The 23345-nt window shown below is 41.3% G+C and carries 18 protein-coding genes; 12 read left to right on the top strand and 6 right to left on the bottom strand.

Going from position 1 to position 23345, the window contains the following annotated elements:
• Positions 1-219: 219 nt before the first annotated feature.
• From sucD to KXJ59_RS00480, 3 genes are all read right to left on the bottom strand, one after another.
• Complete coding sequence (sucD, locus tag KXJ59_RS00490) at positions 220-1092, bottom strand: succinate--CoA ligase subunit alpha (RefSeq protein WP_295199944.1); 873 nt, start codon at positions 1090-1092, stop codon at positions 220-222.
• 98 nt (positions 1093-1190) lie between these two features.
• On the bottom strand, positions 1191-2030 hold the full coding sequence (locus KXJ59_RS00485) for a DUF4198 domain-containing protein (RefSeq protein WP_295199942.1): 840 nt from the start codon (positions 2028-2030) through the stop codon (positions 1191-1193).
• 129 nt (positions 2031-2159) lie between these two features.
• The gene (locus tag KXJ59_RS00480; RefSeq protein WP_295199940.1) at positions 2160-4409 is read right to left on the bottom strand and encodes a PKD domain-containing protein; all 2250 of its coding nucleotides are present in this window, start codon (positions 4407-4409) and stop codon (positions 2160-2162) included.
• A 316-nt stretch (positions 4410-4725) separates the two neighbouring features.
• Between KXJ59_RS00480 and efp the strand changes: the two genes are divergently transcribed.
• The 5 genes from efp (at position 4726) to KXJ59_RS00455 (ending at position 9295) form a co-directional block, all read left to right on the top strand.
• Positions 4726-5292 carry an elongation factor P gene (gene efp / locus KXJ59_RS00475; RefSeq protein WP_295199939.1) on the top strand — a complete coding sequence of 189 codons (567 nt, stop codon included), beginning with the start codon at positions 4726-4728 and terminating at the stop codon, positions 5290-5292.
• A gap of 228 nt (positions 5293-5520) precedes the next feature.
• The gene (gene accB, locus KXJ59_RS00470; protein WP_295199937.1) at positions 5521-5997 is read left to right on the top strand and encodes an acetyl-CoA carboxylase biotin carboxyl carrier protein; all 477 of its coding nucleotides are present in this window, start codon (positions 5521-5523) and stop codon (positions 5995-5997) included.
• A gap of 119 nt (positions 5998-6116) precedes the next feature.
• Positions 6117-7454, top strand: coding sequence for an acetyl-CoA carboxylase biotin carboxylase subunit (gene accC / locus KXJ59_RS00465; protein WP_295199935.1), 1338 nt, complete (start codon positions 6117-6119; stop codon positions 7452-7454).
• A 130-nt stretch (positions 7455-7584) separates the two neighbouring features.
• Positions 7585-8538, top strand: a complete 954-nt coding sequence (locus KXJ59_RS00460; RefSeq protein ID WP_295199933.1) for a hypothetical protein — start codon at positions 7585-7587, stop codon at positions 8536-8538.
• 82 nt (positions 8539-8620) lie between these two features.
• Positions 8621-9295, top strand: coding sequence for a hypothetical protein (locus tag KXJ59_RS00455; protein WP_295199931.1), 675 nt, complete (start codon positions 8621-8623; stop codon positions 9293-9295).
• 143 nt (positions 9296-9438) lie between these two features.
• Here the strand turns inward: KXJ59_RS00455 and KXJ59_RS00450 are convergent, their stop codons facing one another.
• Together KXJ59_RS00450 and KXJ59_RS00445 are read right to left on the bottom strand one after the other, a co-directional pair.
• Positions 9439-9831, bottom strand: coding sequence for a hypothetical protein (locus KXJ59_RS00450; RefSeq protein ID WP_295199929.1), 393 nt, complete (start codon positions 9829-9831; stop codon positions 9439-9441).
• Between the two features lie 207 nt (positions 9832-10038).
• Positions 10039-12222, bottom strand: coding sequence for a glutamine synthetase III (locus KXJ59_RS00445; protein WP_295199927.1), 2184 nt, complete (start codon positions 12220-12222; stop codon positions 10039-10041).
• A 252-nt stretch (positions 12223-12474) separates the two neighbouring features.
• On the opposite strand from KXJ59_RS00445, the gene KXJ59_RS00440 reads away from it, so the two are divergent.
• From KXJ59_RS00440 to proC, 5 genes are all read left to right on the top strand, one after another.
• Positions 12475-12996 carry a hypothetical protein gene (locus KXJ59_RS00440; RefSeq protein ID WP_295199925.1) on the top strand — a complete coding sequence of 174 codons (522 nt, stop codon included), beginning with the start codon at positions 12475-12477 and terminating at the stop codon, positions 12994-12996.
• A 94-nt stretch (positions 12997-13090) separates the two neighbouring features.
• Complete coding sequence (locus KXJ59_RS00435; protein ID WP_295199924.1) at positions 13091-13813, top strand: head GIN domain-containing protein; 723 nt, start codon at positions 13091-13093, stop codon at positions 13811-13813.
• 152 nt (positions 13814-13965) lie between these two features.
• Positions 13966-16170, top strand: coding sequence for a phosphoribosylformylglycinamidine synthase subunit PurL (purL, locus tag KXJ59_RS00430; protein WP_295199923.1), 2205 nt, complete (start codon positions 13966-13968; stop codon positions 16168-16170).
• 4 nt (positions 16171-16174) lie between these two features.
• Positions 16175-17194 carry an ADP-glyceromanno-heptose 6-epimerase gene (gene rfaD, locus KXJ59_RS00425; protein WP_295199921.1) on the top strand — a complete coding sequence of 340 codons (1020 nt, stop codon included), beginning with the start codon at positions 16175-16177 and terminating at the stop codon, positions 17192-17194.
• Positions 17195-17300: 106 nt separating this feature from the next.
• Entirely contained in the window at positions 17301-18101 is an 801-nt protein-coding gene (gene proC / locus KXJ59_RS00420) for a pyrroline-5-carboxylate reductase (RefSeq protein WP_295199920.1), read from the top strand.
• Positions 18102-18202: 101 nt separating this feature from the next.
• On the opposite strand, the gene KXJ59_RS00415 is transcribed toward proC, so the two are convergent.
• Positions 18203-19084, bottom strand: coding sequence for a dienelactone hydrolase family protein (locus KXJ59_RS00415; RefSeq protein WP_295199919.1), 882 nt, complete (start codon positions 19082-19084; stop codon positions 18203-18205).
• A gap of 298 nt (positions 19085-19382) precedes the next feature.
• Here KXJ59_RS00415 and KXJ59_RS00410 point away from each other — a divergent pair, with 298 nt between their 5' ends.
• Together KXJ59_RS00410 and KXJ59_RS00405 are read left to right on the top strand one after the other, a co-directional pair.
• Positions 19383-21029 carry a CTP synthase gene (locus tag KXJ59_RS00410; protein WP_295199918.1) on the top strand — a complete coding sequence of 549 codons (1647 nt, stop codon included), beginning with the start codon at positions 19383-19385 and terminating at the stop codon, positions 21027-21029.
• 106 nt (positions 21030-21135) lie between these two features.
• The gene (locus KXJ59_RS00405) at positions 21136-23328 is read left to right on the top strand and encodes a DPP IV N-terminal domain-containing protein (RefSeq protein ID WP_295199916.1); all 2193 of its coding nucleotides are present in this window, start codon (positions 21136-21138) and stop codon (positions 23326-23328) included.
• The last annotated feature ends 17 nt before the right edge of the window (positions 23329-23345 follow it).

The raw sequence follows: 23345 nt of genomic DNA, 5'->3' as shown, positions 1-23345 counted from the left end.
CCCCCAATTTGTAGTTGTTTGAATACTCCTTTGAGTTTCTCTAACAATATGCAAGTTGCGTTCTTATGAGCATATAGTTTATACCCTGAATTGGGTATTTTAGGGAGGTAATAATTTGATAATATGGAATAAAAAGAAGCAAGAAACAAGAAACAAGGGGATGTAATAAAAAAAACCTGCATGGGTTAGATGCAGGCTTTGATGGTATATCGTGTTATTTTATTTTTTGAGGGCGGCAGCCATGGTTTTGCCGATATCGGCAGGGCTGGCTACTACTTCGATACCACATGCTGCCATAATTTTCATTTTGGCTTCAGCGGTATCATCGGCACCACCAATAATGGCTCCTGCATGACCCATACGGCGACCGGGAGGTGCTGTTTGTCCGGCAATAAAGCCTACTACCGGTTTTGTTTTATTGTCTTTGATCCAATGGGCAGCTTCGGCTTCCATGCTTCCGCCGATTTCACCAATCATGATGATACCATCGGTTTCAGGATCATTCATCAGTAATTCTACGGCTTCTTTGGTTGGTGTTCCGATAATGGGGTCGCCACCAATACCTATTGCGGTACTGATACCCAGACCGGCTTTTACTACCTGGTCAGCCGCTTCATAAGTGAGGGTACCACTTTTCGAAACGATACCGATACGTCCGGTTTTAAAGATAAATCCGGGCATGATACCCACTTTAGCTTCTCCTGCAGTGATAACACCGGGGCAGTTAGGCCCTATGAGGCGGGTTGGTTTACCCAGCATATAGTTCTTTACTTTCACCATATCCTGTACAGGAATACCTTCGGTGATACATACGATGAGGCCAATACCTGCATCTGTTGCTTCCATAATAGCGTCGGCCGCAAAAGCAGGAGGAACGAATATGATACTCACATTAGCACCTGCTGTTTTAACTGCATCTGCAACAGTATTAAATACAGGACGGTCGAGGTGTGTGCTGCCACCTTTACCGGGTGTAACGCCACCAACCACATTGGTGCCATATTCAATCATCTGTGTTGCGTGGAATGTGCCTTCTGTTCCGGTAAAACCCTGAACAATGATCTTCGAATTTTTATTCACTAATACTGCCATGGTAATGGATTCTTGTATGTTGAAATTTGGCGCAAAAATAGGAGAAAATGAACGGATACAGGCTAATATTCAAAGATTGTTGAATCCTGCCCGGAATATCAGCGGCCGGAACGGAAAAAAGAGGAGTATTCAAAATTGAGACTGGCCCAATAGCTCTGCCAGTCGGCTTTAACATCGCCCTCTAACCGTTCCATATAAACAGCGCTTACCATAAATGGTCCGGAATACCTTTTTACACTGATAATCCCCCGGTTATTGGTACGGTATTCACTCATGCTCTTTTTCCCATTTTCATCCCTGTACCAAGTTTTTACCAGGAGATTGGCCATAGACTTACCCTTAAACAAAACCCTGAATTTTACAGTGGGTAAGTTTTCTTTGGGTGCCATACCCGGTGAACTGTAAGGGTTTTCTAATGGAACGATATCCAAAGGCAGCCCGGTAGGTTCAATACAGGCATCGGTTCTCTCATTGCCGGCCTGTATGATGGTTTTTACCGACCGCTGGTAATACTCCTTTCCAACCTTCTCCGTTTCCCCGTTTTTTTGCCGGTACTGAATAGCTTTTTCAAGTCCGTCTTCCTTTAAATATTCAGTAAACTTATTGCCGTCAAGTTCAATATGTGAATTGGTACTGTTGAAAACTATCATATGCGTTCCTTCAGCCTGTAAAGGCAGCCGGAGAGAGTCGCCTTTATTCATCGATAATCTTTCCGACAGGTCAACCAAATTGCCATTGGGGAGATAATGGGAGAGTTGTTTGATTTTTTCTTTGTTACCACTCCAGTTCTCACCGGTAAAATTTTCACCCACATGAAACCGGATCAGTGCAATATCGCGGATATTAAAGAAATATTTATCAGGCGCCAGCCAGAACTCATGGGCAGTAAGGAAAGTTGAGGATACAAGAAACAGGAAAACAAGTAGCCACTTTTTCATTATTGGAAATTACCGAAATGAAGCCAGAATATAGCTATTGTCATAAAATTATGTTAGCCACAGATTCACAGATTATTATTCGCTAATCTGTGAATCTGTGGCTAACATAATTTTATGACAATAGCTTGTCTATAGTTTGTAAAACAACCTGCTGTCATTACCAATGGCACTTGTAACCCGCAGGAAATAAGGACCTGTTTTCAACTCAACAGCCGGAATTTCAATGAAATTATTACCAGAGAGTAATCCTTTTTTGCTTTTCCATTTGAGGGTACCATAAATATCATAAATACCAATCTCTACTTCAATCCCCATTTTGGTCCAGACAGTAGTTACAAAACGCGATACCACCGGATTTGGATTGATTTGTGTGATTTTAATGCGCTGGCTGATGTTTTCATTGGCCGTGCTGTCTTTGATCTCAAACACTTTGCAGATTTCGCTTTTACAACCCGCAGCCGTTTTTATTTGCAGACAAACCGTATAAATTCCTTTCTGGCGATATTCTTTTTCAGGAGCCACCACATTGCCGTTCAGTTCTGTACCATCACCAAATTTCCATTTGCGTTCTATAATACTATCACCCGGAATGGCCAGTGATGTGTTGCTGTTAAACCTGATTTTCTTTTGTGTAATCCGCTCATCAGTAAAACGGGCCATACACTGATTATTGCCTGGCTGGAACTGAACCGTTGCACAATACTTACTTTCACAACCCTTGCTTGTTTTAATCACCAGACAAACATTGTATACACCTGCTTTCCTGTATTGATAGTATGGATCTTTTCTGTTGCCCGTTAATGGAGCACTGCTATCTCCAAAATACCAGGTACGGCTGATGATGCTGTCGCCCTGTGGAACCACAGAAGCCAGACTGTTAAATTGTATGGTCTGCTCTTTTCTTGTAAAACTGAATATGGCTTTACAGTATAACGGAGGAGTTGTATTCAGTGAATCCTTTACCACGATCCTGCTGCAATACATGGCTTCACAACCTTTGGCAGATTTTATTTTGAGACACACAGTATAAGTACCCGTGTCTTTAAAAGTTTTTAAAGGACTGATCTCATTGCCATCGATTGAACTGCCGTCGCCAAAAATCCAGATGCGCTGTTTAATACTGTCGCCATTGGTAGCAATACTTTTACTGCTATTGAAGCGAAAACTGCGGGTGCCTGTTCTTTCAAAAGAATACACAGCGGTACAATTCAGTGGTTCGGTAACTTCAATAGTAGTACAGTATTTACTTTCACAACCCTTGGCAGTTTTGGTATAGAGACATACCTGGTATTTACCAGCCCGCTGGTACTGATAATGCAGCTCCTTCACTTTTGTATCTACTACTTTTCCATCACCCAATACCCAACTGTATTTTACAATACTGTCAGTGTTTATTACAGTACTGCTGCTGATAAATACAGTTTTAAGTCCTTCAATACGTGCCGTGAATTTAGACTGACATTGTACCGGTTGAATACTGCCTGAGTCTCTTACGACAACAGTAATACAGGCTTTGCTTTCACAACCCTTTTTGGTTTTAACGAGCAGACAAACATTATATACCCCCGTATCTTTAAATTCTTTTAGCGGACTGATTTCTTTGCCTTCGAGCATACTGCCGTCGCCAAAAATCCATTTGCGAAGTACAATACTATCACCAGTTGCAGGAATACTGTTTTTTGAAGTAAAACGGAAAGTCTTTCCCTGTAGTTTTTCGTAAGAGAGCACTGCTTTGCAGGCAATAGGTTGAACAAGAGAATCGCGCACAGTAACAGTAATACAGGTTTTACTTTCACAACCTTTTTTGGTTTTAATAAGCAGACAAACATTATATACCCCCGTATCTTTAAATTCTTTTAGCGGACTGATTTCTTTGCCCTCGAGCATACTGCCGTCGCCAAAAATCCATTTGCGAAGTACAATACTGTCACCAGTTGCAGGAATACTGTTTTTTGAAGTAAAGCGGAATGTTCTTCCCTGCAGTTTTTCATATGATAATTCAGCTTTGCATATGGTTGGAGAAGTGCCGGGTGTACAGAGTATAAAATTGCTCTCTGCATAATTGCTGCTGTTATTGATGTTTGGATAATTGATCAGTATTTTCCCATCGCAATTCTCAACACTCACTTTTATTTTAGTGATAGTATAGTTACAACTAATGGTATCAATATAATATCCATTCGGATTTGTTTTCACTGTTTTATATTGATAACATGCAGTGCTGGTAGTGCTGTCAAGCGTAATGGTTACTACTTTATTTGCTACGGGTTGTCCATTACTATATTTCACGGTACCTTTTACAATAATGGTATTCGCAAAGCTGCCCATTGGGAGTAGAAGCAATAGCATACGGCAAACAAGTCGTGTAAAATTATCCATAGGTTTAGTTTTTACTCATTTAACAGATACTCGGTTTTTATTTACCGCAGTCCAGACCTTATATTTTTTTTTCACAACTGCACTAGTTGCGTTCAAAAAATTATAAATGCCTCTGCGTAAACTCCGTTTCCTCATGTTCCCTGCGGTGAACCATCATACTTATTCACCGCAGAGAACGTGAGGAAACGGAGTTTACGCGGAGTCGTTTATTTAGTCGTAAGTTTTTTGAGGCAGATTGGATAAAAACCTGCTATCTGCCATCTACCATCCCCAAATCGTCCCAATTCCCTACTTTTGCGCCAGAAATAAAGTTTATATGGCAACTACATCAGACATCAGCCGTGGCATGATTTTAAAGCTCGACGGCAGTTTATATTCAGTGGTAGAGTTTGGAGAGAACAAAACCGCAAGAGCTGCGGCAAAAGTTTGGGCCAAGCTAAAAGGGGTGGACAATAAGCGTTCTATCGAAAAAACCTGGAACAGCGGAGAATCAATTTTTCCTGTACGTGTGGAGAAGAAAGCCTTTCAGTTCCTGTACAAAGACGAAAGCGGGTATAACCTGATGAACAATGAAACCTTTGAACAGATTGCCCTGGCGGAAGAAATGATTGATGCGCCACAGTTCCTGAAAGACGGATCTGAGGTATTTGTATTCATCAATACAGAAACCGAACAGCCTATCGGCGCCGAGTTACCTGAGAAAATTGTGGTGAAGATTACTTATTGTGAGCCGGGTTTACGTGGCGATACCGCTACCCGTGCCCTTAAAGCTGCTACCGTAGAAACAGGTGCAACTGTAATGGTTCCCCTCTTTGTAGAAGATGGCGAACTGATCCGCATAAACACCAAAAGCGGTGATTATGTGGAGCGTGTAAAAGAGTAATGGTTTTATTTCCAGATAGGAAAAGGGCATCTTCGGATGCCTTTTTTGGTCAATAGTGAATGGTCAATCGTGAATTCGGGTAGCTTCTTATTCACCATTGACCATTCGCCATTCACACCCTGGCCCTCGGCCGAAAAAACCAAAAAATCCCCTGTTTTTATCAAAAAAAGGCTATTTTGCCCCCCAATTTGACCGAAACTAACCAGTTTTACCCCAAAAATTGCCATTATGGATTTAAAGCAAATTCACGAATTGATTAAGATCATCAATAAGAGTAATATTGGTGAAATCAGTATCGAAGACAAAGACGGTAAGGTTACCATCAAGCAAAAAGAGGAACCTGTAGTAACCGTAGCCGCTCCGGCTCCCCAGGTTTTCCATACCGCTCCGGCCCAGGCCGCTCAACCAGCCGCTGCACCTGCAGCACCCGCAGCACCCGCTGCCCCAGCCCCTAAAGCAGATAACCTGATTACCATAAAAAGTCCGATGATTGGTACTTTCTACCGCAGACCCTCTCCCGATAAACCAATGCTGGCAGATGTAGGTACTGAAATAGCACCCGGCAAAGTGGTATGTATCATCGAAGCCATGAAATTGTTCAATGAAATTGAAAGTGAAATAAGCGGTACGATCGTTAAGGTGCTGGTAGATGATGCCAGCCCAGTTGAATACGATCAGCCATTGTTTTTGGTAGAACCAAAATAATTTGGAAATGAGTTGATTTGGAAATTTGGAAATGGGCAGGTCCCATTATCTGAGTTATCCAATCAATTAACACGCATCATTTTCAAATTTTCAAATTTCCAAATTTTCAAATTAATCTGATGTTCAAGAAAATACTGATAGCCAACAGGGGTGAGATCGCTTTACGTGTGATTCGTACCTGTCGTGAGATGGGCATTAAAACCGTTGCAGTGTATTCAACTGCAGATAAGGATAGTCTGCATGTAAAATTTGCAGATGAAGCCGTATGTATCGGTAAACCGCAGAGTATAGATTCTTACCTGAATATTCCACATATCATGGCCGCTGCAGAAATTACGAATGCAGATGCCATTCACCCGGGTTATGGTTTCCTCGCTGAGAATGCGAGGTTTTCACAAATCTGTGCCGATCATGGTATTAAATTCATTGGTCCTACACCTGAGATGATCAATAAGATGGGTGATAAAATCACCGCAAAAGACACCATGATCAAAGCAGGTGTTCCTGTGGTACCCGGTGGTCAGGGATTACTCGATAGTGTGGACGAAGCCAAGAAACTGGCCAAAGAAATTGGTTACCCTGTCATCCTAAAAGCTACTGCAGGTGGTGGTGGTAAAGGGATGCGTGTGGTATTTGAAGAGAGTGAAATAGAAAAAGCGTATACCACTGCACGTACCGAAGCTGCAGCCGCCTTTAAGAATGACGGTGTGTATATGGAAAAATTCGTGGAAGAACCACGACATATTGAAATTCAGGTAGCCGGAGATCAGTATGGTACTGTTTGCCATATGAGTGAACGTGATTGTTCTATTCAGCGCCGTCACCAGAAACTGGTAGAAGAGTCTCCTTCTCCGTTTATGACACCTGAACTGCGTAAGAAAATGGGTGAAGCCGCCTGTAAAGCAGCAGCAGCCATTAATTATGAAAGCGTGGGTACCATTGAGTTTCTGGTAGATAAACACCGCAATTTCTACTTCATGGAAATGAATACCCGTATCCAGGTAGAACATTGTGTAACCGAAGAAGTGATCAATTTTGATCTGATCAAAGAACAGATTAAAATTGCGATGGGGGAGAAAATCAGTGGCCGTAATTACGAACCCGAAATGCATGCCATTGAATGCCGTATTAATGCGGAAGATCCATATAATGATTTCAGACCCTCACCCGGTAAAATTACTGTATTGCATACACCCGGTGGACACGGGGTTCGTGTAGACAGTCATGTGTATGCAGGTTATGTGATACCTCCTTATTACGATTCAATGATTGGTAAACTGATCACCATCGCACAAACACGTGAAGAAGCTATTGATACAATGTATCGTGCGCTGAGTGAGTATGTAATTGAAGGTGTAAAAACTACCATTCCATTCCATCTGCAACTCATGCAGAATGAAGATTTCAGGAAAGGTAATTTTACTACTAAGTTTCTGGAGAGTTTTAAAATGAAATAACTGATTGACATAATCAATTGTGAAAGCCCTGACAAATTTTGTCGGGGCTTTACTTTTTTAGTAAGATTTGTTATGGAGTTTTCGAAGTGTCGAATCTTACGATTATATTGTATTAATTAAACCCTATGATATGAGATCCCATCTGATTGGCTGGCTGGTCTTGTGTATCAGTTGCTCTTCTTCCCCTGCAAAAACAACCCATCAACCACCTGTTACTGCCGATAGTTCTGTCTATGTCTGGCAAAAAGTACTGGACAGTGCCGACTGGAAGAAAAACTACAATTTTCAACTCTTTAGTCTGAGAGATACTTTATGGACTTTTCATCCCGATGCCAACTGGTATTCAATTGATGAAGGTCAACACTGGGTAAAATCAACTTTGTCTAACGTGATTAATAACCATGCATTTCTTGATTATATTATTTTCAAAAATGCAGTATTTGGGTTAGGATATTTAGATGGCAATATTGAGGCGCATACCTTCAAGCCACAAATCTATCGTTCAGATAATATGAGGACATGGGAGCTATTGTCAGCACAATCTAATCTTCCGCAACGATTTTTTTATCATCCTTTTATTTTTCAGGATAAAATATGGATCATTGGTGGGGAAGATAAAAACCAACAGTATGCTGATATCTGGAACAGTAAAGATGGTATTCACTGGGTTCAGCAAAAAGATAAACTGCCTTTCGGAAAAAGGAGTGGAAGTATTGTCGTGGAGTTAAAGGATAAATTATACCTGTTGAATAATGATGTGTGGAGTTCTTCAGATGGACTCAATTGGCAAAAAGAAACCGATGCTATTGTACAAGGAGAACAGCTATTTGGCTATGCAGCGTTGGTCTACGATGAAAAAATATGGTTACTGGGTTGTAACAGAAATGGACAATTTTCCAGTCAGGTATTAGCAAGCAGCGATGGGAAAAAATGGGAGGGTATGAATGCACCATGGTCACCCAGAGGTGGTATTGCTGCAACGGTTTATCATGATAAAATATTCATGACAGGTGGAAAATATGGGGGAACGCCAGATCAGACAGAATTTATTTATAGTAATGATTTGTGGGTATTAAGCAGATGAAAAAATAAAACTGTATAGAAAACTTACTTGTTTTTTCAAAACTGCAACATCAATAATTGACTAGTTAGTTGAAAGGTTAACCATGAGAAAGAAATTCATCATACTTATTTTCGCTTTCGTTGCTCATAAATGTAATGCACAGCAGTTGCTTCAAAATGGCTGCGATACCAGTTTTATGGGAAAGGAAACTTATCAAAAGTGTATGGAGGATTCTTTATATGCATCTATGATAAACCAAGCTATTGACCATTTTACTTTTATTAAAACAACCATTCTCCCTAAGTTTAGGAAGCAACGTAGAGAATTAAGTATTCCTCCGAATATTAAAACAGGAATCATTGAACTTCGCAGAATTTACGACAGTACTCTAAAGCACAAACTCTGGGAGATTAATAAAGACATGAACCGAAACATGAAATATGTTTCTCCGAAGAGCAATATTCTATCTCTTTTAGCCTTCGAACATTTTAGGATTTATCCTGATATTTATGCCATCTTATTAAATGAAATTCATCTGCATCTAAACCCTGTATCAAATAAAGCAAACATTGAGTCGATAAATAAAAAAATCGACTTTTTGTATATCACACTTTCGGAGCATTTTAAAAATACTTTAGAGCAGATTTATATTGCTATGCGAGATGAAAAAAGTCTTTATGAGAGTAAAATTCAATGGCGGGGAACTTTTCAGGGTAATATTCCTGATAAGGACAGGATAAAGTATGGTCTAATCGATTTTTTGATTTGGGACCAATAATTGAAGAAGGTTAATCTTTTTTTTAAAGGGGATAAAACTGAATACTATTTCAAATGTAGAAATCAATGGAATAAAAACTTTAAAATAATAGCAATAAAAAAGCTGCACCAATAGGTACAGCTTTCACATCGTTTCAGTATTATTTATTTTCCACCGCCACCACCGCCACCTGGACGATTTCTTCTCATTTCTGCATAAAATTCATTCACCGCTTTAATCTGATCATCAGTCAGAGGAATCGCTTTAAATCTCTTTTCTTTTTCGTCATTGGTTTCTTTCATTTTCTTGGTGCGCTCTTCTTCACTCAGGTCGCGTAATCCGCGATTCTGTGTTTGCGCCCAAAGCTGAATTTCCAGTACCTTATCTGCCTGGGCATCAGTCAATTTGGTTTTTTCAATCAATCCTGGTTTGATGCGCTGTTTCATCATTTCCAGCATTTGAGCAGGATCCATTTGCTGGCCACCACCTGGTTGAGCCATCGCTACCGTCAGGGTACAGCAAAAAGCAATAGTTAAAAGGGCAATTACTTTTTTCATGTTTTTAAGTTTAGTTTATAGACAGGAAGTTAAGGTATTGGTTTATTTCTTAAAAATGAATATCGGTGAATGGGCGATTGAGGGGAGTGAGCAGTGAGTAGTCAGTAGTGAGTGAGAGGATTTCTGTACTCACTACTCACTATTGACTAAAAAAGCCCCGCACCGGGAACGGCACAGGGCTATCATTGCTCAAGTCAAAAAGAACGATTATCTTAAAAACAACATCTCACGGTATTTGGGAAGTGTCCATTTTTCGTCGTCAACCAGGTGCTCCAGTTTATCAACATGGTAGCGGATTTCGTCGAAATAGGTTGATTTGATAGACTCATAAGAAATGGCTTTCTCACGGGTATCGGCGATATTATTGGCCACTTTACGGGCTTCTACCATCAGGTTTACTTTATCATGAATTACCTGGATATGCTCGCTTACTTCTTTCAGTATAGTCAACTGGCTCTTATAAGCAGTTTCACCTAAACCGGCAGCTTTTAATCCGTTTACATTGCTCAGCAGGTCGTTCTGGTAAGCGATGGCTGCAGGCAATATATGGTTGATGGCCAGGTCGCCCATGATACGGGCTTCGATCTGTACTTTCTTAATGTATTTCTCCAGCTCAATTTCATGACGTGCTTCCAGTTCGGTATGACTGTAAACACCATTGCTTTCAAACAGTTTTTTGGCTTTATCAGTTACCATTGCATCCAGCGCAACAGGAGTTGTTTTGAGGTTGGGCAGGCCGCGACGTTCAGCTTCTTTATGCCATTCTTCGCTATAACCATCACCTTCAAACAATACATTCTTGCTCTCTACAATATATTTCTGGATAACCTGCATGATGGCGATTTCTTTCTTGTCGCCTTTCTCAATCAGTGCATCAACATCTGCCTTGAATTTCTTCAGGGTATCGGCCATGATGGTATTCAGTACGGTCATGGAAATGGCACAGTTGGCAGAAGAACCTACCGCACGGAATTCAAACTTATTACCGGTAAAGGCAAAAGGAGAAGTACGGTTACGGTCTGTATTATCGAGCATCAGTTCAGGAATGCTGCGGTGCAGATCGAGTTTAAGAATGGCTTCGTCCTGCTCATCGAATTTGGTGCTTACCCTTGTTTCAATATCAGACAATACTTTAGCCAGATACTGACCTACGAATACTGAAATGATGGCAGGAGGTGCTTCGTTGGCACCCAAACGATGATCGTTGGGAGCAGAAGCGATGGCCGCACGCATAATATCAGCATAATCATGAACCGCTTTGATGGTGTTTACAAAGAAGGTCAGGAACATGAGATTGGTCTTGGGCGTTTTACCGGGAGCCAGCAGGTTTACACCTGTGTCGGTAGCCATACTCCAGTTATTGTGTTTGCCGCTACCATTGATGCCGGCAAATGGTTTCTCATGTAACAATACCACCAGTTTATGACGTTTGGCCACACGGCTCATCACATCCATTAATAAGGTATTGTGGTCAACGGCAATATTTACTTCTTCAAAAATAGGCGCACACTCAAACTGAGCCGGAGCTACTTCATTATGACGTGTACGTAAAGGAATACCCAGCTTATAAGACTCCTGCTCATAATCTCTCATGAATGCATATACACGCTCGGGAATAGAACCAAAATAATGGTCTTCCAGTTGCTGACCTTTTGCTGGAGAGGCGCCGAACACGGTACGACCGCATTGTACCAGATCGGGACGGGCAGTGGCCAGTGCTTCATCGATCACAAAATATTCCTGTTCCCAACCAAGGGTAGGGGTTACTTTGGTTACGTTCTTGTCGAAGAAATTACATACTTCAACAGCAGATTTATTTAATGCTTCCAGTGCTTTCAGCAAAGGCGCCTTATAGTCGAGAGATTCACCTGTATAAGAAACAAAAATGGTAGGGATACATAAGGTTTTGCCCTGACCAATTTCAATGATAAAAGCGGGAGAGGAAGGATCCCAGGCAGTGTAACCGCGTGCTTCAAAAGTGGCACGTAAACCACCACTGGGGAAAGAAGAAGCATCGGGTTCCTGTTGAATCAGGGCCGCACCATCAAATTCTTCGATAGCAGTTCCGTCGCCTTTCAGGGTAAAGAAAGAATCATGTTTTTCAGCAGTAGTACCGGTGAGGGGCTGAAACCAGTGTGTGTAGTGGGTAACACCTTTACTTTCTGCCCAGGCACGGATGCCATTGGCAATCTGGTTGGCCACGCTACGGTCGATTTTTTTACCACCACGGATACTGGTAACCAGGCTTTTATAAGCTTCGTCGCTCAGGAATTCACGGGCTGTTTTCAGGGTAAAAACATTGGTTCCGAAAATACCGGTTATCTTGGTACTGGCCGGAATATTTGTCTCATTGTTGTTGATGCTGCTGATCGCATTAAAGCGTAAAGACATAGGGTAAGTTTTTTTGACTGCGTAAAAATAAGGGTTTAGTCAGCATAAATACACTTTCAGTATCATTTTACTAGTAAAAAGTGGCCATTTTGTGGAAAAATATAAATATGTAACTTTTTATAATTCGTAATGAATAACCCCGTATTTTCGATCTAAATATTTGATAAATAAATAGTTGAATCGATTTTTGTCTTTATTTTTTGATTTCTGTAATCAAAAGCGCAGTTTCGCAACCAATTAATAAAAGCGAAAATGAAAAAAATACTTGTAATTGTCCTGGCAGTGGTAGGTTCAGCATTTATGCCCGTACTGACAGACTGGAAAACGGTGGATATCATTGAAAAGGTAAAAATCAGTATGCCAACCGAACCGGTTATTGTTGATGCTCAGGGTGGGCCGCAGTTAATAAAGAAGTCTGTAATGGCCGATTCAACCGAACTGGGACTGATTGTTTTGGACTTTACCAAACTGGGTGTTCCCCAGGAAGAACTGGATGCGCTAAAGGATACTGAAGAGTTTAAGGAGCAAATTAAAATGGGTATTACCCAAAGTGGCGGGGAGGTTAAAGCTGAAGCTGAAGGAAAATACAAGGATAAGCATACCTATTATCAGTTCGACCTGGAAATCAGTAAGAACGGCAGGAAATTTCACAATACTACCCGCATGGTTTTTTATAAACAGTATGCGTTAACGCTTACCTATCAATCGGGCGGTTCTGGTGAAAAGAAAGAGATAAAAGATCAGTATTTCAATTCACTGGTTATTGCCGAGTAAAGACAGTATTGAATTAATCAGGAAAGCAGCTGTAAGGCTGCTTTTTTTTGTAACATTTTTTTCTCGCCCCCGTTTCACTCAAAAACCAAAAAGCATGAAAAAATTATTAGTGATTATAAGTATGCTGACATCGTTTGGCAGTATGGCCCAGTTAAACTGGTTTAAAGTGGAGGGAAACGGGGTACATAAAAAAGAAACCCGGGAAGTAGGCAGTTTTTCGGGTGTGGCTTCTTCAGGTTCATGGGATGTAATGCTGGCCTACGGCAACAGCAATTCCATTGAAATTGAAGGCGACGCAAACCTGCTGGAATACATTGAAACCAAAGTAGAAAACGGCAAACTTCATATCAGGGCCCGTAAAAATGGTAATATCAGGTCCAAAAACAAGATTGTGGTATATGTATCTATCAGTCAGGTAAAAGGATTGTATTTGTCTGGCAGTGGCGATATCATTGGAAAGGGTAAATTCTCTAATTCCGGAACCACCAATGTGGCGGTTTCAGGATCTGGTAATATTAAAGTTGACTTTGATCGTATAGAGCGTATCGACGCCTCTGTGTCTGGTAGTGGAGGCATTACCCTGAAAGGCACATCCAATGAAGTGGATGCCCGGATCAGTGGTAGTGGCAATATTAATTGTAAGGAAGTGGTTAGCGATGATGTTACGGCCAGTATCAGCGGTAGCGGAAATATACGTGTACAGGCCAATACCTCTATCGATGCCCGTATAGCAGGAAGTGGTAATGTATATTATACCGGTGCTGCCAAAAATGTACGTACCCATAAAGCGGGTAGTGGCAGGATTGTGAAGGGGTAGGGGAGAAACGTGAATGGTGAATGGTCAATGGTGAGTGAGGAATCGAATAAATCATTCAGCATTGACCATTCATGTTTCATGAATTGAATGTTACAAACTTTTACATTCTCCCTTCCGTTTTTCACGGCTCTGTTTCTTACCTTCGCAGCATCATGGAAATTACTGTTCAAACCGCCGAGAAACTGCGTCTTACAGCAGAAGAATTCGAACTCATCAAACAGAAATTAGGCAGAACCCCCAACTTTACTGAGCTATGTGCTTTCAGTGGTATGTGGAGTGAGCATTGCAGTTATAAAAACTCCATCAAATGGCTAAAAACACTTCCACGAGATGGTGGCAGAATGCTGGTGGCTGCAGGTGAGGAGAATGCAGGTCTGATGGATATGGGTAATGGATTTGGTGTAGTATTTAAAATTGAAAGTCATAACCACCCCAGTGCCATCGAACCCTTTCAGGGAGCGGCAACAGGTGTAGGGGGTATACAGCGTGATATTTTTACCATGGGCGCCCGCCCCATTGCTTCACTCAACAGTTTACGTTTTGGTAACCTGAAAGATAAAAAAACACAACGCCTCTTAAGTGGTGTGGTACATGGTATTGGTCATTATGGCAACTGCTTTGGTGTACCAACTGTTGGTGGTGAAGTTTATTTCGAAGACTGTTACCATACCAATCCGCTGGTAAATGCCATGAGTGTAGGTATTATGAAAGCGGGCGATATGATCAGCGCAACGGCCGCCGGTATAGGCAATCCGGTATTTTTTGTAGGAAGTGCCACAGGAAAAGATGGAATTGGCGGAGCTTCTTTTGCATCGGCTGATATTACGGCTGAAAGTGCGGAAGAACTACCAGCTGTTCAGGTAGGTGATCCTTTCCAGGAAAAGAAATTACTCGAAGCCTGTCTTGAACTCATTAATACAGGTGCCGTTATAGGTATGCAGGATATGGGAGCTGCAGGCATCATCTGCTCCACAGCAGAAATGAGCGCCAAAGGTGGTGTGGGTATGCGTATTGATCTTGAAAAAGTACCAACCCGTCAACAAAATATGAAAGCTTGGGAACTGCTCTTGAGTGAGAGCCAGGAAAGAATGCTGATTGTAGTAGAGAAAGGAAAAGAAGAAGCAGTATTGAAAGTGTTTGAAAAATGGGATCTCTCTGCCAGTAATATCGGTGAAGTAACAGGTGATGGACTGCTCAAATTTTACATGCATGGCGAACTCGAAGCCGAAATACCTGCTTATGAACTGGTATTAGGTGGCGGTGCGCCGCAGTATACACGCGAATACCGTGAACCAAAGTATTTTGAAAAGATAAAAGCTTTTGATGCCAATAACATTGAAGATGTAACTGATCTTAAATCTGTGGCAGAGCAACTGGTTCAGATTCCGAATATTGCATCAAAACGTTGGGTATATACACAGTACGACAGTATGGTAGGCGCGGCGAACACTTCCACCAATGCGCCAAGTGATGCAACGGTTGTATTAGCTAAAGGAACAGGAAAAGGATTGGCCGTAACGGTAGACTGTAACAGTAAATATGTTTTCGCCGATCCGTATACAGGTGGTATGATAGCAGTTGCTGAAGCAGCCAGAAATATTGTTTGCAGCGGTGGTGAACCCATAGGTGTAACCAACTGTCTCAATTTTGGTAATCCATACGATCCAGAAGTTTATTACCAGTTTGTAAAAGCGGTAACAGGAATGGGTGATGCCTGTAGAAAATTCAATACACCTGTTACTGGTGGTAATGTGAGTTTCTATAACCAGAATCCAGACGGACCTGTATATCCAACACCCACCATTGGCATGGTAGGTATTGTAGAGGATGTAGATGCACGTATGACACTCGATTTTAAAAACGAAGGAGATATAATCATACTTATTGGTACCCCACAAAATGATATTGCTTCCTCGGAATACCTGCACAAACTAAAAAAAGTGGAGTTCTCTCCCGCGCCTCATTTTAATATTGATGAAGAATATAATGTTCAGCAACTGATTGCTTCATTGATAAAAAATAAACAGGTGTTAAGTGCGCATGATATCAGCGAAGGCGGACTTGCCGTTAACCTGCTCGAAAGCGGATTTAACCGTGATTTAGGTTTTACTGTTGATGCTGCTACAGATTTACGCAAAGATGCTTTCTGGTTTGGAGAGGCTCAAAGCAGGGTAGTTGTTTCCTGTTCAAAAGACAAAGCCACGGCTGTTACAGAAGCAGCAAAAGCTGCCGGTATTTCAGCAACCATCCTCGGTACAGTAACCAATGGAACTATTCAGGTAAATGGTGAATCATGGGGAACCATCGATAGCTGGAAAAACCTCTATGATACTGCAATCGAAAAACTGATCAACTAGTTGCATGCCTGAAAATGCTTCCTATATTATTGTTACAGGGGCAGCCGGATTTATTGGCTCCTGTATGGTGGAACACCTGAACACACTGGAGTATCGTAATCTGGTACTGGTGGATGATTTTGGTGTGGAAGCAAAAAGAAAGAACTGGGAACAGAAAGGGTATGCACATCTGGTTGAACGATACAATTTATTCGACTGGTTATCGCTACACGAGCCAACAATAGAATGCATCATTCATTTAGGTGCCAGAACAGATACCACAGAATTTGATTATTCGATTCATGAAGAACTGAATGTTGAATATTCGAAATCGGTCTGGAAATACTGCACCGAAAAACAGGTACCACTTATTTATGCTTCATCTGCTGCAACATATGGAGCAGGAGAATTGGGGTATAATGACGATCACGGAGTTGTTGAAAAACTCCAGCCATTAAATCCATATGGTATCAGTAAAAATGAGTTTGATAAATGGGCACTCCAACAAACGAATACACCTCCCTGCTGGGCCGGACTTAAATTCTTCAATGTATATGGCCCCAATGAATACCACAAAGGAAGAATGGCGAGTGTAATCCGGCATGCGTTTAACCAGATTAAAAATGTGGGCTATGTAAAACTTTTTAAAAGTCATCGTCCTGATTTTAAAGACGGAGAACAACTGCGAGATTTTGTTTACGTGAAAGATGTGGTGAATGTGATTGAATGGATGCGGCAAGCCATGTCCAAAGGACTCCCTTCGGAGGTCCATGGTCCATGGTCCATAGGCTATAACGGTCTCTACAATTTAGGTACAGGCGAAGCACGAACATTTATTGATCTTGTAAAAGCCTCATTTTCCGGGCTTGATATGAAGCCTGAAATACAATACATCGATATGCCGGATGATATTCGTGATAAATACCAATATTTTACCGAAGCCAATATGCAAAAACTCCGCAGTATTGGATACAAGGCTCCATTTACTTCACTGGAAGCCGGTGTTGACGATTACGTCAGAAATTATCTGAGAACTTTAGGGTAAATTTGGTGAGGTAGTTAATAGTCGATGGTCAATAGTCCATGGTATTAATGTTCTGCTATTGACCATCGACTATTAACTATCAACCATCACTCACAAAGCAATCGACATGAACAAGAAATTAGCCATCATCGGTGGCGGTAACCTGGGTACCGCTATGGCCGAAGGTTTGATCAAGAGCGGATTTATCAGTCCGGCCCATCTGATCATTACCAAAAGAAATATTGAAACACTCAAACACCTGGAGCAGCAGGGTGCGCTGGTTAGTAATAATAATATTGAAGCGGTACAATATGCCGACTGGGTTCTCCTGGCCATTAAACCTTTTCAGCTAAAGGAAGTGCTTATGCAGATTCAACCTTATCTCATTCCCGGAAAACATGTAATGGTGAGTGTGGTTACAGGTGCCTGGGTAAAAGATATCAGGGAAGTAACAGGTAATGAGATAGCTGTGTTTCGTGCCATGCCCAATACTGCAATCGCTATTCAGGAAAGTATGACCTGTATTTATGCATCGGGTGCAAATGAAGAACAGGTAACATATGTTACATCATTGTTCAATCAATTAGGTAAAACTGTTTTTATTGAAGAGAAACTGATGGATGCCGCAACAGTATTAGGCGCCTGTGGAACAGCATTTGCCATGCGCTATATACGCGCCAATATCCAGGGCGGTATTGAAATAGGTTTTAGTGCAGCAACAGCATCACTTATTGCCGCGCAGACAGTAAAGGGAGCAGCGGAATTGTTACTTCAGAAAAATACACACCCCGAACAGGAAATAGATAAAGTAACCACTCCCAAAGGTTGTACCATTGCCGGCCTCAATGAAATGGAACACCAGGGTTTTAGTTCATCGCTGATACGTGGAGTGGTAACAAGTTATAAGAAGATTGTAAACGATATGTAAAACATAGAAACAGAGGAACAGAGAAACAGAGGAACAGAGAAATGTCCAAGTGTGTTTTATTTGAACATTTCTCTGTTTCTCTGTTGAATATTCTTCTGTTCTCAAAGCCTTTCTTTCAAAAATGCCACCGCCTTACTATGCGCATCTGCAGCTGCGTCTTTATTAAATACGGGGTTGCTGGGATTAGCGAATCCGTGGCCTGCATCATATTTATGTGTAGTGAGTTTTTTACCGGCTGCCTGCATGTCTGCTTCAAATTTATTCACCATTTCAGGAGAAGGACTGCGGTCTTTATTGCCAAAGAAACCTATGACATCGCAATTGAGTGTTTTTAATTTTTCAATATTGTTTTCAGGACGGCCATAATACATTACACAACCTGCTGCCTGTTTACCAGCCAGTAAACTGCTTTGTAAACTCCACATTCCACCAAAACACCAGCCTACGGTAAATATCTTTGCATCGCCACCCGCATAAGCTACAGCACCTTTGATAATACTTTCGAGGCGTTCGGTTTTGGCAGACTGTATCAATTTCATGGCACTGTCTGCAGTAGCCGCAATTTTACCATCATACAAATCAAGGGCAATTACATTTACATCTTCACCGAGGTCGGCAAAAAAAGTTTCGCTTTCTCTTTTAATGTAATCATTCAGTCCCCACCATTCCTGTATCACGAACAACCATTTATTCGATTTTTTCTTACTGCGTATTTCATAACCCATTGCGGTACTGCCATCGGCGGCTTTAAATGTAACAGGTTTACCTGCTGCATCGGCAAGTGTATAGGCGAGGGGATTGTCATGCATCATCGCAAAAGATGTTGTTGCTGCCTCAGCCTTAAACTGGTCCATGATTTCAGTGGTAAAACAACTTACGTAACAGGCAGGTGTTAATGGTTCAGGAGCGGGGGTTTTATAACTATAACCCAGGAAGGCTGCGGTACAAAATGCCGCGATGGCAAGAATGACTATTTTTTTCATAACAAATTTTTGAGGATAAAGATGTTCACGTCAAGTTAACACATTCGCTTCGGAATCGTTCAAATGCAGGCTGTCGTTTTTTTAGATCAGTTTTTTTGCTGTACCTTTGTATGACCTCTGAATTTTTTCACTGCTCATTTACAAGGTCAATTTATTTTTCCGTTATCTGGTTGTATATCAATACAATAGGTATCGGCATTTTATTGTTATACCTATGCTTCGGTGAACTGTTTTCAATAGGTACAATAGGGATATAAAATGAGCAGACAGGCGATAAACGTATAAACAATAGCATATCATGGCCAAGTACATTTTTGTTACCGGAGGTGTAACGAGTAGTTTAGGAAAAGGGATTATAGCAGCTTCACTTGCAAAATTATTACAGGCAAGGGGGCTGACGGCGACTATCCAGAAATTTGATCCTTATATTAATGTCGACCCCGGTACGCTTAACCCCTATGAACATGGTGAGTGTTATGTAACAGAGGATGGAGCAGAAACAGATCTTGACCTAGGTCACTATGAGCGTTTTCTCAATATTTATACTTCACAGGCCAATAATGTTACAACCGGACGTATTTATCAGACGGTTATCAATAAAGAAAGAGCTGGCGATTTCCTGGGTAAAACTGTACAGGTGGTACCACATATTACCGATGAAATCAAGCGAAGAATGTTATTACTGGGGGAAGACAATAAATTCGATATCATCATCACCGAAATTGGAGGAACAGTTGGCGACATTGAAAGTTTACCCTTTATAGAAGCAGTGCGCCAGTTGCAATGGGAGCTGCCAGATGAAGATGTAATGGTCGTTCACCTTACACTTATTCCTTACCTGCGTGCCGCCAAAGAACTGAAAACAAAGCCTACACAACACAGTGTAAAAATGCTTAGTGAAACAGGTGTGCATCCTGATATTATTGTGTGCAGAACGGAAGAACCCCTGAATGATGATATCAAACGCAAAATTGCATTGTTCTGTAATGTAAAGACCGAAGCAGTAATTGAAGCGATGGATGCTTCAACCATCTACGAAGTGCCTTTGCTGATGCTGCGTGAAAAACTCGACCTGATCTGTCTGAAAAAACTCAATATCACGCAGTTCAGTGAACCCAATCTTGATAAATGGAAAGGATTTCTCGATAAACTGAAATATCCCAAAAGCAAAGTAACCGTTGGACTGATTGGAAAGTATATTGAATTACAGGATGCTTATAAATCTATCCTGGAAAGCTTTGTACATGCAGGTGCAATGAACGAAGTAAAAGTGCAGGTGGTAAACGTACACAGCGAATACATTACACCGGAAAATGTTGCAGAAAAACTGGAAGGACTCGATGGTTTACTGGTAGCACCTGGTTTTGGTCATAGAGGTATTGAAGGTAAAATTGTAGCAGTACAATATGCTCGTGAAAAAGGCTTGCCTTTCTTTGGTATTTGTCTGGGTATGCAGATGGCCGTGATTGAGTTTGCGAGAAATATTCTCGGGTTGAGTGATGCACATTCTACAGAAATGGATACATCAACCTCTAATGCTGTCATCAATATGATGGAAGAACAGAAAAAAATTAAGATGATGGGTGGTACCATGCGTTTGGGTGCGTATCCATGTGAGATAAAACCCGGCAGCCTGGCTCAAAAAATATATGGGGAAACAAATATTACAGAACGTCACCGCCATCGTTATGAATTTAATAACGATTATTTCGACCAGTTTGAATCCAATGGTATGATTGCCAGTGGACGTAACCCCGAAACAGGTTTGGTGGAAATTATGGAAATACCTGTGCACCCCTTCTTTATTGGTGTTCAGTATCACCCGGAATTAAAAAGTACAGTAGAAAAACCCGCACCGCTTTTTGTACATTTTATTGGAGCAGCAAAAAAATACAATGAACAAAGAAGTGCCATAAAGAAAACCAGTTTGCAGGGCGAGAAATAAAGTACCATAACATTATACAGCTATTCAGGACCCGGTTTTACCGGGTCTTTTTGTATGCCTCAATTGAAACCTGTATTTTTCAGTAACCAATAAACTGATTACAAACATGAGAACATTGTCCTCAGCAATAGTATTCCTTTTGTTTTTCATCTTTGCCAACAACCTAACAGCCCAGCCGCCAAGTGGTATTCATTGGTCAAAAGATGGTACTGGCTATTTTGCAGTAGAAGATGGTAATATCGTATTGACACAATTACCTGGTTTTACCAAAACCACTATTGTTGCCAAAAATCAACTTACGCCAGCGGGAGCAGCAGCGCCATTGTCGGTACGGAATTTTTTCTTCTCTCCCGACAACCAGCAAGTAATGATTTATACCAACACCAAAAAAGTATGGCGTTATGATACGCGGGGAGATTACTGGTTGCTCGATTTGAATAGTAAGCAACTTAAGCAGCTAGGTAAAGGACGTACCGCTTCATCACTCATGTTTGCCAAATTTTCTCCTGATGGGAAAAAAGTAGCGTACGTAAGTGAATACAATGTATATGCAGAAGATGTAAAAACAGGTGTGGTAACCGCACTCACCAAAAACGGTAACCGTAAACTCATCAATGGCACTTTTGATTGGGTGTATGAAGAAGAGTTTGGATGCAGAGATGGTTTCAGGTGGAGCCCTGATAGTAAGCATATTGCTTTCTGGCAAATTGATGCCAAAGCCACTAAGGATTACCTGATGATTAATACTACCGATTCTATCTATTCATTTGCTATTCCGGTTGAATACCCTTCTGCCGGAGAATCGCCATCGCCCTATAAAATCGGTGTAGTAAATGTAGACAGCCGCCAGCAAAAATGGATGAGTATTCCTACAGATCCGGTATTGCAGTCTTATGTTCCCAGAATGGAATGGAGCAATCATAAAGAGCTCATTATTCAACACATGAATCGCAAACAAAACCAGACCGATCTGATGTTGTGTGATATTGTAACCGGCACATCAAAATCCATTTATCGGGAATCAGATGAAGCATGGATCAGCACCGTTGGTGAGTGGGATAATGATTATGATTATGGGGGTTGGGACTGGCTGAACAATGGCTCAGCATTTTTATGGGCTTCAGAAAAAGATGGTTGGCGTCATTTATACAGGGTATCTGTTGATGCGAAAACCGAAACGCTGATTACCAAAGGAAATTATGATGTGATAGACCTGCATGCTATTGATGAAAAAACAGGGTATGTATATTTTGCTGCATCACCTGAAAACGCTACCCAAAAATATTTATATCGAACTAAACTGGATGGCTCAGGTATTGCGGAAAGGCTAACACCCGCTAATCAGCCCGGTACACATAATTATATTGTATCACCAACAGGTGCTTATGCGCAGCATAGTTTCTCCAATTACTATACACCCAGTGTAAGGGAATGGGTAGCATTAGACGGCCATAAGCCGATTGATGGCAACAAAGTAAATGAAGCGCTGTCTAAATCAAATAAAAGCACATCAAACCTGGAATTTTTTAAAGTCACTACAGTAGATGGTGTAGAGATGGACGGCTGGATGGTAAAACCGAAACAATTCGATCCCACAAAAAAATACCCTGTTGTATTTTTTGTGTACACAGAACCAGCCGGTGCCAATGCAAAAGATCAATACGGATCTGGTAGCAACAGGCTTTATGCAGGTAATATGGCCGATGATGGTTATATCTATATTACTGTGGACAATAGAGGAACTCCTGTACCCAAAGGAAAGCAGTGGCGAAAAAGTGTTTATCGCAAAGTAGGATTGGTAAATATCCGCGACCAGGCAATGGCTGCGAAGGAAATATTCAAATGGGGTTATATCGATACGAGTCGTGTAGCTGTTTGGGGTTGGAGTGGAGGAGGTTCTGCTACGCTGAACCTGTTGTTCCAGTATCCGGAAATTTATAAAACAGGTATTTCTATTGCTGCAGTAGCGAACCAGCTTACCTACGATAATATTTATCAGGAGAGATACATGGGACTTCCTCAGGAAAATATGAAAGACTTTGTGGATGGTTCACCCATTACCTACGCTAAAAATCTGAAGGGCAACCTTTTGTATATTCATGGAACAGGTGACGATAATGTGCATTACAATAATGCTGAAATGCTGATCAATGAACTGGTGGCACATGGAAAACAATTTCAGTTGATGAGCTACCCCAACCGTTCACACGGTATTTCAGAAGGAAAAGGAACCACGCAACACCTATCACGCCTCTATACGAATTTCCTCAGGCAGTATTGTCCTCCGGGAGGTAGGTAAACAGAGAAACAGAGGAA

Source organism: Sediminibacterium sp., from assembly GCF_019264485.1.
Lineage (GTDB): Bacteria > Bacteroidota > Bacteroidia > Chitinophagales > Chitinophagaceae > Sediminibacterium.
The sequence above is the reverse complement of the archived record's forward strand: the minus strand, read 5'-3'. Positions and strand labels throughout refer to the sequence as shown.